This window comes from Algiphilus aromaticivorans DG1253 (assembly GCF_000733765.1).
GTDB lineage: Bacteria > Pseudomonadota > Gammaproteobacteria > Nevskiales > Nevskiaceae > Algiphilus > Algiphilus aromaticivorans.
In genome coordinates, this window is record NZ_JPOG01000001.1 from 3,756,809 (window position 1) to 3,769,754 (window position 12,946).

At 68.1% G+C, this 12,946-nt stretch carries 14 protein-coding genes; 5 read left to right on the forward strand and 9 right to left on the reverse strand.

Annotated elements, in window-relative coordinates:
• Nucleotides 1-43: 43 nt before the first annotated feature.
• The 5 genes from U743_RS17480 to U743_RS17500 form a co-directional block, all read right to left on the reverse strand.
• On the reverse strand, nt 44-1,183 hold the full coding sequence (locus U743_RS17480) for a helix-turn-helix transcriptional regulator (protein ID WP_043770273.1): 1,140 nt from the start codon (nt 1,181-1,183) through the stop codon (nt 44-46).
• Nucleotides 1,184-1,432: 249 nt separating this feature from the next.
• Nucleotides 1,433-3,265 (reverse strand): hypothetical protein, encoded by a 1,833-nt coding sequence (locus U743_RS17485; RefSeq protein ID WP_156966499.1) that lies wholly within the window; start codon nt 3,263-3,265, stop codon nt 1,433-1,435.
• A 365-nt stretch (nt 3,266-3,630) separates the two neighbouring features.
• Nucleotides 3,631-4,101: a DUF494 family protein gene (locus tag U743_RS17490; RefSeq protein WP_232226822.1), complete on the reverse strand. Its 471-nt coding sequence runs from the start codon at nt 4,099-4,101 to the stop codon at nt 3,631-3,633.
• Between the two features lie 22 nt (nt 4,102-4,123).
• Nucleotides 4,124-5,254: a DNA-processing protein DprA gene (gene dprA / locus U743_RS17495; RefSeq protein WP_043770280.1), complete on the reverse strand. Its 1,131-nt coding sequence runs from the start codon at nt 5,252-5,254 to the stop codon at nt 4,124-4,126.
• A complete protein-coding gene (locus tag U743_RS17500; protein ID WP_052368355.1) occupies nt 5,251-6,411 on the reverse strand; it encodes a LysM peptidoglycan-binding domain-containing protein in 1,161 nt (386 codons plus the stop codon). Before U743_RS17500 ends, dprA begins: the two co-directional genes overlap by 4 nt.
• Before the next feature lie 113 nt (nt 6,412-6,524).
• On the opposite strand from U743_RS17500, the gene def reads away from it, so the two are divergent.
• The 5 genes from def (at nt 6,525) to U743_RS17530 (ending at nt 10,975) form a co-directional block, all read left to right on the forward strand.
• Nucleotides 6,525-7,028: a peptide deformylase gene (def, locus tag U743_RS17510; RefSeq protein WP_043770286.1), complete on the forward strand. Its 504-nt coding sequence runs from the start codon at nt 6,525-6,527 to the stop codon at nt 7,026-7,028.
• Nucleotides 7,028-7,951, forward strand: coding sequence for a methionyl-tRNA formyltransferase (gene fmt, locus U743_RS17515; protein ID WP_043770289.1), 924 nt, complete (start codon nt 7,028-7,030; stop codon nt 7,949-7,951). The genes def and fmt overlap by 1 nt, the downstream gene beginning before the upstream one ends.
• Nucleotides 7,948-9,279 (forward strand): 16S rRNA (cytosine(967)-C(5))-methyltransferase RsmB, encoded by a 1,332-nt coding sequence (rsmB, locus tag U743_RS17520; RefSeq protein WP_052368356.1) that lies wholly within the window; start codon nt 7,948-7,950, stop codon nt 9,277-9,279. Before fmt ends, rsmB begins: the two co-directional genes overlap by 4 nt.
• Before the next feature lie 201 nt (nt 9,280-9,480).
• Nucleotides 9,481-10,287 carry a hypothetical protein gene (locus U743_RS18425; RefSeq protein ID WP_052368357.1) on the forward strand — a complete coding sequence of 269 codons (807 nt, stop codon included), beginning with the start codon at nt 9,481-9,483 and terminating at the stop codon, nt 10,285-10,287.
• Nucleotides 10,271-10,975 carry a GGDEF domain-containing protein gene (locus U743_RS17530; RefSeq protein WP_043770295.1) on the forward strand — a complete coding sequence of 235 codons (705 nt, stop codon included), beginning with the start codon at nt 10,271-10,273 and terminating at the stop codon, nt 10,973-10,975. The genes U743_RS18425 and U743_RS17530 overlap by 17 nt, the downstream gene beginning before the upstream one ends.
• Nucleotides 10,976-10,985: 10 nt before the next feature.
• Here U743_RS17530 and U743_RS17535 read toward each other — a convergent pair whose 3' ends face one another.
• The 4 genes from U743_RS17535 to U743_RS17550 are packed head-to-tail and all read right to left on the reverse strand — an operon-like array spanning nt 10,986 to nt 12,941.
• Nucleotides 10,986-11,399 carry a hypothetical protein gene (locus tag U743_RS17535; RefSeq protein WP_043770299.1) on the reverse strand — a complete coding sequence of 138 codons (414 nt, stop codon included), beginning with the start codon at nt 11,397-11,399 and terminating at the stop codon, nt 10,986-10,988.
• A complete protein-coding gene (locus tag U743_RS17540; protein WP_043770302.1) occupies nt 11,396-12,253 on the reverse strand; it encodes an alpha/beta hydrolase family protein in 858 nt (285 codons plus the stop codon). Before U743_RS17540 ends, U743_RS17535 begins: the two co-directional genes overlap by 4 nt.
• 50 nt (nt 12,254-12,303) lie before the next feature.
• Nucleotides 12,304-12,546, reverse strand: coding sequence for a DUF1272 domain-containing protein (locus U743_RS17545; RefSeq protein ID WP_052368358.1), 243 nt, complete (start codon nt 12,544-12,546; stop codon nt 12,304-12,306).
• Between the two features lie 11 nt (nt 12,547-12,557).
• The gene (locus tag U743_RS17550) at nt 12,558-12,941 is read right to left on the reverse strand and encodes a hypothetical protein (protein ID WP_043770305.1); all 384 of its coding nucleotides are present in this window, start codon (nt 12,939-12,941) and stop codon (nt 12,558-12,560) included.
• Between the last annotated feature and the right edge of the window lie 5 nt (nt 12,942-12,946).

Here is a 12,946-nt window from a genome sequence, read left to right on the forward strand (position 1 = left end):
GTCGGGTCAATTCCCAGCATGGTCCGCGTGCGGTGGCCCGGCGCTAGGCGCTGAAACCCGCCAGGCTCATGCGTAACAGGCCAGCCTGGTTGGCGGTGCCGGTCTTGCGGTAGAGGGCGCGGCATTGCGACTTGACCGTGTTCATCGTGATGCCCGTTGCCGCGCAGATCTGCGCCGGCGAAAGGCCATCGAGGAACTGCAGCAGAATGCGGGTTTCCGCGGTGGTCAGGCCGAAAGCCTGCTGCACTCTCGATGCGATACTCGCACTGTCCGGTTTGAAATCGCGAACGACGACGACAACCACGGGTTGCCTGCGTCCGAGAGCAAGGGGTGCGGGCAGCACCCGGTTCAGGTGCGGTGTGACGATGGCGGAGTAGCGCGTGCCGCCGGACCGCCAGAGCACCGTGGCACTGCTCGGCGTCTGTTCCGGGTCGCTGCCGGCCAGGCACTGCCCTAGCGCCTGCTGCAGGCGTTTGTCAGCCCTGCAACAACCTAGCCTCAGGCAACCGTTTCGTGTCGTCAAGGGTCCGGGGACTTGCTTCAGCAGCGCCTCCGCGAGCGGATTGGCGTAGACCACGCTGCCTTTGTGGTCGAGAAGCAGTACGGCATCGCCGCGATCGGCGCTGATGCGACCGCTGATTTGTTCGCGCAGCTCGTGCCCGCCCAGGCGGCTGGCTAGCTCAAAGGCCTGCTTGATGTGGGGCCGAATCGCTTGCATGCGCGCGATCTCGACGTGCCCGAAGTCATCCTGATCGCCGCCGCGGTAGACCGAAAATATGCCGGTACTCTCATCGCTCAGTGGCGCGAGAACCGCCATTACGTCCCGCCAGTCAGCCTCCACGCGGCGCAGGCCCTCGTTGTAGAACGCCGAGTTGCGAACGTGCTTCGCCGGAACATATTTGCTGCCGATGAGCAGGTCGCTGTCCGGCTCCATCTGAACGCAGGGCCACCACGGGTCGTATTCGGCCAGCTGGTCTCCCATGACCGACAGGAGCCCCTGCGCGTCGTAGCCGTAGTTGGCCGCGACTTGCACATTGCTGCCCGGCAATTGCACGAATTCCATGGCGGCGGCGCGGCCACCGACAAACTCGCTAACCAGCCGCAGCGCATCAGGCCATCGCTCCGGTGTCATGGACGCCTGATACAGCGCCAGGATGACGCTGTTGATGTCCGGCTGCTTCATCCCGTGTCATCGAGCACGTCCATAAGTCTGTAACGTAGTCGAAACCTCGCCCGGAGTCGAACAATGCGTCGCGTGCGCGGGGCGTTCTCCCGTCCCTCCGCATGGCAGGCGGGTGGAGGAACGGAAACGGGCCCGCCGAGTGGCGGGCCCGTCTTGTGTGCCATGGACGTCCGACCCATGCCCGAGGAGACGCGTGGGCGGGGCCGGGGCTTCCAGGACCGGGGAACCGCTGGACCGGTCGTCCCGCTTCTAGAGTCGCGTCCAGGTGCCGGTTGCGTCGTCCGGTTCGTTCGAGAACTCGATCAGCACCGTGCCCGCCGAGGTGTCGCCGGAGGTCAGCGTGTAGCGCTCGGTACCGCCGCCGGAGAACGCGATGACCAGAACGCCATCTTCGGTTACTTCCCAGGTGATGGCCCCGCCTTCCTCGCCGAAGCTCCAGGTACCCGTTCCACCCTCATTCAGCGCAAAGGTCGTGGCCTGCTCGTCACCATCGATCCCGGCCGCATAGGTTCCCGGCGTCAGCGACGAGAAGCCGCCACCCGGTGCCTGGCCAATCGGTTCGCCATTGATCTCGGCAAAGAGCAACACCTCGCGCGTGAGTGGCTCACCTGGGTCGGCACTTTCTTCCGCGATCTCGATGCCGTTGCCCACCCCGTACCATTCAGTGAGCGCGTAGCCGTCGTCGCTGGCGAGGTCGAAGCGGCAGGTCTCGAATGTGCCGGCCGGCACGGCAATCGTTTCCCGTCCGACATAGGTGACCGTGGCCGTAAAGGGATCCGGTTCGCCGCCGCCTTCCGTAAAGACCGAAGAAAAGGTATACGCGTCGCCCGGATCGAGGTCGAAGCGCAGCAGGTCTCCGGGGTCGGAAACGAAGCTGTCGTCGGAACCCTGAAGGTTTTCGTCCGCGATGGCATTCACCGAAGGTCGGGCGAAATCGATCTGAAAGTACTCGTTTGCGTCCGCAACACCCGTTCCGGTGTCCTCAACGAACACCCGGGTAGCGGGGCGGCCCTCGAAGGAACTGTCGGTGAAGACGGTGAAGTCGGACGTGAACTCACCGACGAACGCTCCGCCCTCGGTTTCGCGAGAGCTGATGGTGTACTCGGTGCCGTCCTGCCACAGGACCGGATTGAAGCAGGCCGCTGCCGAGCCGACCGACTCGGGCGCTCTGGTGAACGTCGAGCCGGGGGCATCGAAGGAATTGCGTCGTGTTTCCGGGGTGCCGCCGGCATTCTCTGGTGCGAAGGCCAGCTGGAAGCGGTCTTCTTCCACCCGGATCATCAAGTACACCAGTTCGTTCTCGGTCAGATTGCGGATATCGATCTCGGTGGCCGGTTCGCCATCCGCTGCCAGGACCTGTGCCCCCAGCGTGACAATGAGCTGCTCGGTGTACGAATCCTCCGGGTCGCCGAGACAGGCGTCATTGGCCCATTGCGATTCGCGCACGGTGACATCCGTTCCATTGAAGGTCCACGAACCCTCGAAGGAGTCCCCCTCGTCGCTATCGCCATCGCAGGCGAAGTCCCACGTTCCCTGCAGCGCATCGATGACCGCATTGTCGACATCGAAGCAGACGGTATCGACGTTCGACACCAGATCGTCGGCATCGCGGCCGCTGATCTCGACGCAGAACTGGCCGGCGCCGATATTCGACGGCACGGCGATGTCCAGCACCACGTTCTCCAGCGCCTTGGTGCCACTGCGCGACTGGGCCTCCGACGCCAGCAGGACCTCGGCGTAGCGGTTGGAGCCGACCACCTTGGCGAAGATCGCCGACAGCGCCGAGCCGGTCTCGAAGTCGAGGCTCAGCGACGCGCTGCCGCCCGACGGCACGCCCACCTGATCGGCCGCCGCCCGTAGCTCCGGATCGTTGCCGGTGTCGGTGGGCGCGGGCGGTGCACCGTCACGCAGGCTGGCACTGCGATCGCCGACCTTGATGAGGATGGCCTCCATCACCGCATCGGGCTCGGCGCCCGGATCGATGCTTCCCATTCCGCCGCCACCGCCACCGCCACCGCAGGCTGACAGGCTCAGCACGAACAGGAGCGATACCGCCGTCACATTCATCCGACGTGTTTTCATGTTTTCCCCGCCCTGAAATCCCCTTGGATGGCTTGAGCGTAGTCAGCCTTCCAGTCCGGGTCATCACACCCAGGTGTGATGCGAGCGGGGCGACATGTCCCGCCGCGTCTCGGGCCTGCGATTCGGGGGCGGGAACCGCTGCCCGCGGCCGTACGACATGACGGAAGCCCGCGCTTCGCGCGGGACCAGCGGCCTGCGAGCGCAGGCGGTTTTTGCCGTATGGCGGGTGCGTGTTTGCGCAGGCCGCATCTACACGGCCCGCGCCACGGAGCTTCACGCTGTCCTGGCTCAGCTCTGAATGCGGCGCTACGGTTAGCGGATTTCTACGCGAGATTCAGCAGCCGCGTTGTGCCCGCGCGGCCGGCTTAATGCAGAAACTCGCCGTCGTAGTAGACCATTTCCTCGACCTGGGCCAGGGCGTCGTCGGTGCCTGTCTGATTGATCAGAACCAGCAGCACGACCCATTTGACGCGCTCCATGTCGATGTCGTCGTCGATGCTCATCAGGCGGTCGATGACCAACTCGCGGCCCTGCGGGCTGAGCAGGCCGAGCTGCTCCAGATAGAGCAGGAAGCCCTGCGATTCCGGGCCGATGCGCGCCTGCTCGGCGCTACCGTAGAGACGGATCGAGCCGGAGGCCGGATTCACCAGGTTGTCGCGGCGCTCGGTGAGATCGCTCAGCCAGCCGAAGGCGTGGTTGATCTCCTCCTCGGGAAAGCCGGCACCCATCAGCTCCACGCGCAGCGTGTCGTGGTTGGCGCTGTCGGCGAACTCCTGCTCGACGTAGTTCTCGTAGAGATACATGAGGACGTCGAGCACGCTTTCCTTGATGTTCACGATGGTCTTCCTGCGGTCGGGATCATGGTCGGGCGCGGCGCAGCCGCGAGAAGCTGCCGCCGGGTTCGCTGGCGACGAGGCCGGCGATCTCCAGCTCCAGCAGAGCGCTGGACAGCGCGGCTACATCGAGGCCGGTGCGCGCCACGAGCTGATCGAAGGCGGTGCCATTGTCATCGACGGCCGCCAGTGTCTGGCGAGCGCCACCAGACAGGGCCGGGTTGGCATCCGGATCGCTCACGCCGGGCAGTGTAGCAGTCGTCGCCGGCCCGGCCCGGCCGAGGGCGGTCAGGATCTCCTGTACGGTTTCGACGAGTTGGGCGCCCTCTCGGATCAGCGCGTGGCAGCCGCGCGCGGTGGGTTTGTGGATGCTACCGGGGATGGCGAAGACCTCGCGGCCGAACTCGGCGGCCAGTTTTGCCGTGATCAGCGAGCCGCTCTTCGCGGCGGCCTCGACCACCAGCGTGCCCAGGGAAAGGCCGGCGATGATGCGGTTGCGCTGCGGGAAATGCTGCGGCTTGGCGCCGGTGCCGGGCGGGAACTCGCTGACGATGAGGCCGTGCGCGCCGATGTGATGCGCAAGCTGGCGATGACGCGCCGGATAGACGCGGTCCGGGCCGGTGCCGGCAACGGCGATTGTGCTGCCGCCGCCGGAGTCCAGCGCGGCTGCGTGCGCGGCGCCGTCGATGCCGGAGGCCAGGCCACTGGTGATGACCAGGCCCTGCCGTGCCAGCTCGCCGGCGAAGGCGCGTGCATCCTCCAGGCCCTGTCGGCTGGCCGCCCGCGCGCCGACGATGGCGATCTGGTCGCGCATCAGCAGATCAACATCGCCCTGACAGAACAGCGCCAGCGGCGGGCGGCCGGTCTCCAGCAGTCGGGGCGGGTAGCGCGGGTCGTCGATGGTGAGCAGCGTGCGGTCCTCGGCACCGTCGAGCCAGTCGCGGCAGACTGTCATCGCCTCGGTGTCGGGCTCGCGCAGCGCTTCGAACAGCGGCTCGGCGATGCCGGCTGCACGCCAGCCGGAAGGGCCGGTGGTCAGTGCGGCCTCAGGGTCGCCGTGGCGCTCGATCAGGCGCATGCCCGCCACCGGCCCGATGCCGGGGGCGAGCAGCAGTGTTAGCCAGGCGTCTCGCGCGCTCTCCTGCGCTGGGCTCACAGCTCGCGATCGGGCTCGTGGACCTGGTCGTGGATCAGGATCGGACGCTCCGATTCCATGATCAGCCCCTGCGCCAGCTTGTCGGTCACCGCCACGACCAGCAGATTGCCGGCGTACTCGGCGGGCAGCTGAATCTTGCCGAAGGTGCGCTTCGGGTCCTTCACGGCGCGGGAGTCGCTGTAGACGTTGAGCACGTGGCCGGTTTCCAGGCCATCGCTGCTGCCGCGGTTGAGCACCACCAGATCGTACTGCGCGATCTGCGTGACGCCGCCGAAGACCGAGATGATGCGTGCATCCACTTCGGTTTCCGGTGCACGCGGGTAGAAGTTCGCGGACAGCCCCTGGATCGGGCGCGGGATCAGCACGTCGCCCTTGCGCGTTTCACGTCGTGAATCCGACAGCCGCATCACGGCGACTTCGCTGGCGCGCCGTGTGAGTGTGGCGTCGGCCGCCGGGATGGCCTCCTGGCCGAGCACTTCGCCGCTATCGGGGTCGACGTAGTCCTCGCCAGGGTGCACGACCAGCCAGCGATCGCCTTGGCCTTCCGGAAGCCCCTTGACGTAGGCGCCGACGCGGTCAGGGCCGATCAGGTGTTCCTCGTCGAACTCGACCACATAGGGTGCGGATTCCAGCGTGCCCTTGTCGACGATGCGCGGCCCGGACAGGAAGTCGCGGATGCGGTCCAGCGGAATCGTCGGAATCGCCTTGTCCAGCGGCTCGCGCCGGATGCGCGGGCTGAGCTTGCGCATATCGGCGACCTCTTCGCGACCCTCCATCCAGCGCAGCTCCAGCACGTCGCCGGGGTAGATCAGATGCGGGTTGGCGACCTGGCGGTTGGCTACCCAGACATCGGGCCACTGCCAGGGGTCGATGAGAAAGCGCTCGGCGATACCCCAGAGCGTGTCGCCCTTCTTGACGACGTAGCGCGCGGTCTTGCGCACGCGCTGCGGCTCCGCGCGTGTCGCTTCGCGTTGCTGTGGCCCTGCTTCTGCGGCTGGCCGCGCCGTCGCCTCGACCGTGTCGGTTGCCTCGGCGGCTTTCGGCTCCGGCTCCGGCGCTGGTGCCGGGGTGCCGGCGCAGGCGGCCAGAAGCCCGCAGCCAAGGAGGCCGAGCGCGAGCCTGGAAGCACTTCGCTTGCCGTTATACTTCGTCTGCATTGTCGTCATCGATCCCCTCGTTCCCGACAAGCGCTTTCAGCCGACGGCCGCCTGCGCCCCCGATGGCGGGCACTGTAGCAGTCGTCGCGCAACGCCGGAATCCGCATAACAGCATGGCTCTGCTCGAAATACTGCACCATCCCGACCCTCGGTTGCGCGAAATGGCACAGCCGGTGGAGAACTTCGGCGCCGATCTGCAGGCGCTGATCGCCGATATGTTCGAAACCATGTACGACGCGCCGGGCGTCGGGCTGGCCGCCACCCAGGTGGGAATTCCGCTGCGTGTCGCGGTCATGGATTGCGGCGGCGAGGGGGCGAGCGAGCCCATGGTGATGATCAACCCGGAGATCGAGTTCCTCGATGCGCCCGAGGTCGTGGACGAGGGTTGCCTGTCCGTTCCCGAGGTGGCCGATCGCGTCAAGCGCCACCCACGCGTGCGGCTGCACGCCGTCGATCGCGATGGCAAACCCTACGAGCTGGAGGCCGATGGTCTGCTCGCGCAGTGCATTCAGCACGAGACCGATCACCTCGACGGCAAGCTCTACATCGATCATCTGTCGAGCCTCAAGCGCGAGCGGCTGCTCAAGCGTCAGCGCAAGCTGCGCCAGAGCGCCTGATGCGGCTGGCCTTCGCCGGCACGCCGGATTTCGCGGTTCCCGCTCTCGACGCGCTTCACAACGCGGGCCATACCGTCGCTGCGGTTTTCAGCCAGCCGGACCGCCCCGCCGGCCGCGGGCGCAAGCTGGCGCCGTCGCCGGTGGCGGCGCGCGCCGAGGCGCTGGGTCTGGCCGTGCACAAGCCCGAGCGCTTCGATGCCGAAGCGCAGGCGGGCCTGGCCGCAGCGGAGGTCGAGGCCATGGTGGTCGTCGCCTATGGGCTGATCCTTCCCGAGGCGGCACTCGCCATTCCGCGGCTCGGCTGCCTCAACATCCACGCCAGCCTGCTTCCGCGCTGGCGCGGCGCCGCGCCCATCCAGCGCGCCATCGAGGCGGGTGACGAGCACACTGGCGTCTGCATCATGCAGATGGAAGCCGGCCTCGATACCGGTCCGGTCTGGCGACGCGCCAGTGTGCCCATCGGCGCCGCCGACACCGCCGGCAGCCTGCATGATCGGCTGGCGGCGCTGGGCGCGCGCGAGGTCGTCGCCGCGCTGGCCGATATCGCCGCCGGCAAAGTCAGCCCCGAGCCGCAGCCGGAGGCCGGCGTTACCTATGCGCGCAAGCTCGACAAGGCCGAGGCCCGTGTCGATTGGCGCGAGGAGGCGGCGCATATCGCGCAACGTATCCGCGCCTTCAATCCGGCGCCGATGGCCTGGACGCAGCTGGGCGAGACGCGACTGCGCCTGCTGCACGCCCGCGGCGAAGGCTCCGGCCAGCAGGCCGCTCCGGGCACAGTGCTGCATATCGGCAGCGCCGGCGTGCTGGTCGCCGCCGGCCAGCAGGCGGTACGGCTCACCGAGCTGCAATGGCCGGGTGGTCGCGCGCTACCGGCACACGAAGCCGCCAATGGCCGGCTGAGCGTCGGCGAGGTGTTGCAATGAAGGGTGATAACGCTGGGCGCTTCAACAGGACACCGGGCGCGCCGTTGCGCGCGTCGGCCGCGCGCGTGCTGCACGCCGTCACCGGCCAGGGCAAGAGCCTCGACGATGCGCTGGCCTTCGCCGAGGCGCGCAACCGTTTCGACGCGCGCGACAGCGCGCTGCTGGCCGCCATCGTCTACGGGACACTGCGCAACTGGCGTCGCCTCGGCGTGCAGGCCGAGGCGATGATGACGCGTCCGCTGCACGAAGCGCCGATGGTCGATGCGCTGCTGCGCGCTGGTCTCTTTCAGATGCTGGACATGCGCGTGCCCGACCACGCCGTGGTCTCGGCCACGGCCGGGGCGGCGCAGTTGCTCGACGCCGAATGGGCGGCGCCGCTGATCAATGCGCTGCTGCGCCGTGCCCAGCGTGAGCCCGAGGGCCTGATTGTGCCCGAGGATGCGGCCGTGCAGCACTCCTGGCCGGACTGGCTGGCGGCGCGGCTGCGCGCCGACTGGGGCGAGGCCGCCGAGGCTCTGATGGCCTCGGGCAACGCGCAGGCGCCGATGACGCTGCGCGTCAACCGGCGGCGCATGGCCGCCTCGGATTATCGTGCGCGTTTGCAGCGAACGGGACAGGAGGCTCGGCTGCTGGAGGGCGTGCCGGAAGCGCTGGTGCTGGAGCAAGCCTGTGAGGTGGAGGCGCTACCCGGCTTCGCGCGCGGCAGCGTTTCGGTGCAGGACGCCAGCGCGCAGCTCGCCGCCGGCCTGCTCGATGTGCATCCCGGCCAGCGCGTGCTGGATGCCTGCAGCGCACCGGGCGGCAAGGCGGCACATATCCTGGAGCGCTGCCCGGACGCCGAACTGGTCGCGCTGGACAGCGACCGCCGGCGCATCCGCACGGTGGACGCCACGCTGCAGCGCGTCGGCCTGAAGGCGACGCTGGCTGCTGCCGACGCCACTGATACCGCGCGCTGGTGGGAAGGCGAGCCCTTCGACCGGATCCTGATCGACGCGCCCTGCTCGGGCACGGGCGTGGCGCGGCGCCACCCCGACATCAAGTGGCTGCGACGAGAGAGCGACATCACGGCGCTGGCGGCCACGCAGCGCGCGCTGCTGGATGCGCTGTGGCCGCTGCTGGCACCGGGCGGGCGGCTGGTCTTCGCCACCTGCTCGTTGCTGCGCGCCGAAGGTTCGGAGCTCGTCCGCGCCTTCGCCGAAGCGCAGTCCGTCGAGGACGTCACGCCCGATCTGCCCGTGGGCGAGCGCGAGCCGGTGGGTTGGCGCATCCCGGCCGGCGGTGACTGGGACGGCTTCTACTACGCTGTACTGGAACACTCTCCGAGCTGATCCGGGTTGCTGCGGCGTGCCGTTCGTCCGCTGGTTTGCGCCGTCAGGTCTGTGGCGTGTGGCGTGTGCGAGACGGGACGCTAGCGTGCCGTGACACGCTGGCGAACGGTGCGCCTGCGTCCCCGGCCGGCAAGCAGCGCGTTGCACGCGCATCTGTGAGCGCTGCCACTGGCGGAACACCGGATTGTGAGGGCGCGCGGTATGGAAAGCCTGAGATCGCTGTTCAGTACCTACGGTCTGACACCGCACGGCTTCTGCTACGCGTGGCAGCCCGAGTTGCTGTGGCCGATGGTCATCGCATCCGGCACGGTCGCCGCCGCCTATTTCTCGATCCCGTTGGCGCTGCTGGCGCTGCTGCGCCGCCTGCCGGCCATCCGCTACCGCGGCGTATTCCTGCTGTTCTCGGCCTTCATCTTCTTCTGCGGCCTGACGCATGTTGTCAGCGTCATCAATATATGGGTGCCCATTTATCGTTTCGAAGTGGTCGTGATGGTTTTGACAGCGGCGGTGTCGGTGGCAACGGCCGTTATGCTCTGGCCGCTGTTGCCGCGCGTGGTGGGCTTCATCGAGAACGAGGCGGCCGTGCGTGCGCGCTTGGAGGCCAGCAATGCCGAGCTCAATCGCGCGCTGGAGGCGTTGTCCGAGCGCAATCGCACCCTTGACGAGCGCAGCCGGCAGGACGCTGCCCTCGGCAGGCTGGAGCGCACGCTGCAGGGCTGCGTCAGCGTCTACGAGATGCGTGCGCCGGTGCAGGAGGCGGTCCGCGCCCTGCTACCGGGTGTCGAAGGGTCGATCTACGCTTACAACGGTTCGACGCACTATCTGGAGCGGATCGCGGAGTGGGGTGAGGATGCTGAAGCTGCCGACATCATCGCGCCCGATGAATGCTGGTCCCTGCGTCAGGGGCAACCCTTTGCCAGCGAATTGACCGACTCGGCTGCGCTGCCCGCATGTCGGCGAGTCCCGCCAGGGCACCGCGCTCTGCCTGCCCATGAGCGCCGGCGGTGAGGTGCTGGGCTTCCTGCATCTGTGCTGCCAGCACGATCCCGCCGATTACAGCGAGGCTGAGCGCGAGGCGCGGCGCCGCCTGGGGGCGGAGCTTGCTGAGCGCATCAGTATCAATCTGGCAAATATCCGTCTGCGCGAGCGGCTGCGCGGCCAGTCCGTGCGCGACCCGCTGACCGGTCTCTTCAACAGGCGCTATCTGGAGGAAACGCTGCAGCGCGAGCTCAAGCGCGCCGAGCGCGCCGGGCGCGCCTTCGCGCTGATGGTCATCGATATCGATCACTTCAAGACGCTGAACGACACCGCCGGGCATGCCCTGGGCGATGAGGTGCTGCGGCAGATCGCTGTCGTGCTCCGCGAGAACTGTCGCGGCAGCGATGTCGCTTGCCGTTTCGGTGGCGACGAGTTCGTCGTCGCGCTCTTTGATATCACGCCCGAGCAGGTGAAGGGACGCGCCGAGTCGATTCGCGACTTGGCCGGCCGCATCCGCGCGCCCGGACCACTGCGGGGCGATACCCTGTCGATCTCGGTCGGTATCGCACTCTATCCCGACGACGGCAGTGTCGAGGAAGAGTTGCTGGGTGCAGCGGATCGCGCCCTTTACCGGGCGAAGCTCGCCGGCCGCAATTGCATCTGTGTCGGTGGTGGCGAAGACCCCGACGCGCGACCTCGGCTCAAGGTTCTGGCTTGAATGCGGCGTGTTACCAGAGCCGGATCAGCAGCAGCACCGTGCCGGCGACGATGAGCAGTGACGGCGCGTAGACCAGCGCGCCGACGACCGTTTCCCGACCTCGCGTCGCTTCGAAGCCACTGCCGGCCATGGGCAGCGCCCGGCTCGCGCCCCAGATCGCCGCCAGCAGCATGGCCAGCCACAGCCCGTAGAGGCCCAGCAGCAGCGTCCAGCTCATCCATGTATCCAGCATCGGCGACGGCGTTAGCCGCGCCTGGATGAGCCCGACGATCCACAGCACGATGCCGTGCTGCACGCCGACCAGATGCGCGGACAAGCCCATGCGCTTGTTGCGCAGCAACGGCATCGCCACGCCGGTGAGCAGGCCGAGCAGGAAGAGCAGCGTGCCGGCGAAGAGCATCTGCTCGCTGTCGAGAGCGATCATGTTGCGGTTCCCTGAGTGGCTCGGGTGCACCAGTCCGCGACGCGATGCGTGATCACTTCCGGTTGCTTCGCCCACCGAAAATGGTCGGCGGGCTGGCCGAGCTCGGCAGCATCGATCACCGCACTCTCAAGTACGGCAGAGGTGAGCTTGCCGGTGACAGCACGAACGGCCGACTCGGGCGCGAAGGTGTCTTCGGCCATGCGCAGGCTGAGCACCGACCCGGCGTAGTGCGCGAGGCCGGCATCCAGATCCTCGTCGATGCCCTCGGCGCTATAGCGCCCCGTCAGCGCCAGCGCCCGCCAGTCACGCATGAGGCGCCGCGGCTGCCGCCCGCCGAAGCCGATGCGGTCGCCGGGGAAGTAGCCGAGTAGTGCATTGCACACCGGGATCAGCGCGCACAGCGCGTCGATCCGCCGGCGCGTGGCGCCGTGGTAGGCGTTGCGCCACGGCGAGCCGCAGGCCACCAGCATCAGGCCGTCGATGTCTTCCGGCATGCGCCCTGCCGTGATGGCGGCGAGATGGCCGCCCAGACTGTGGCCGAGCAACCACACGGGCTGCCCGTCGCGCGCGCAGCCGAGGCTGTGAAGGGCCGCCGGAATATCCTCGTCGAGCAGCTCGGCGAAGCCGAAGTCGCAGCGCCGCGAGGCGCGCAGCGGGCTGTCGCCGGTGCCGCGCAGCTCAAGCACGGCAATCTCCAGACCGCGCGCCGCAAGCTGCTCGGCGAGTTGTGCGTAGAAGCGCGCCGGAACGCCCAGTGCGGGCAGCACCAGCACTTTGCCGGTGGCGTGATCGCAGGTCGGGAAGCGTAGCAGGCGCGGCCCGTCGACGCGTTGTGCGCGGGTGTCGTCAGGCATGGTCGGAGGCCTCCGTGGCGATGTAGTCGGGGTGTGATGCGACGCGCGCGTCAGCGCTGCGCCTTGTGGCCGCCGAGACCGAGGCGGCGGCGGATGAGGCCGGCGGCCACGGGCAGCGGCGCGCGCTCGCGCGTCGGGCGGGGCACGAGCTGCCCGGCGCAGTTCGGGCAGACTTGGTCCATGGCGGCCGCGCAGTCGGGGCAGAAGGTGCACTCGAAGGAGCAGATGCGGGTGGCGTCGCGCCAGCCCAGGGCGGTTTCGCAGCGCTGGCAGGTGCGTTTCATCTTGAGCATCGTGATTCTCCTCAGGCCGAAGGAAGGCTGTCGAGCGCGTAGAGCGCGAAGGCGGCCGCGAGCAGTGCGAGGCCGAGAAGGTCGGCGCGCACGATGCGTGCGATCGCCTCGCCGTGAGCGCCGCCGGTGGCGGCAAGCAGCAGGAAGCCGCCCATCGACACCAGGGCCGCGATGAAGGCGAGTGGTTGCAGCTGTGGCCGGAAGGCTGCCAGCACGACGAAGCTGCCGAGCAGCGCGAACAGCAGCGCACGGTGGCGCAGCAGCAGGAGCTCCGGCGCCTCCGGCGCGATGCCGTAGAGCGTGCGCAGCCGCTCCGTTGCGAGTACGCCCACCGCGGGGATCAGGTTGATCATTCCGACCAGCATCAGCAGGCCGCTCACCGCGTAGCCAATCATTGCGT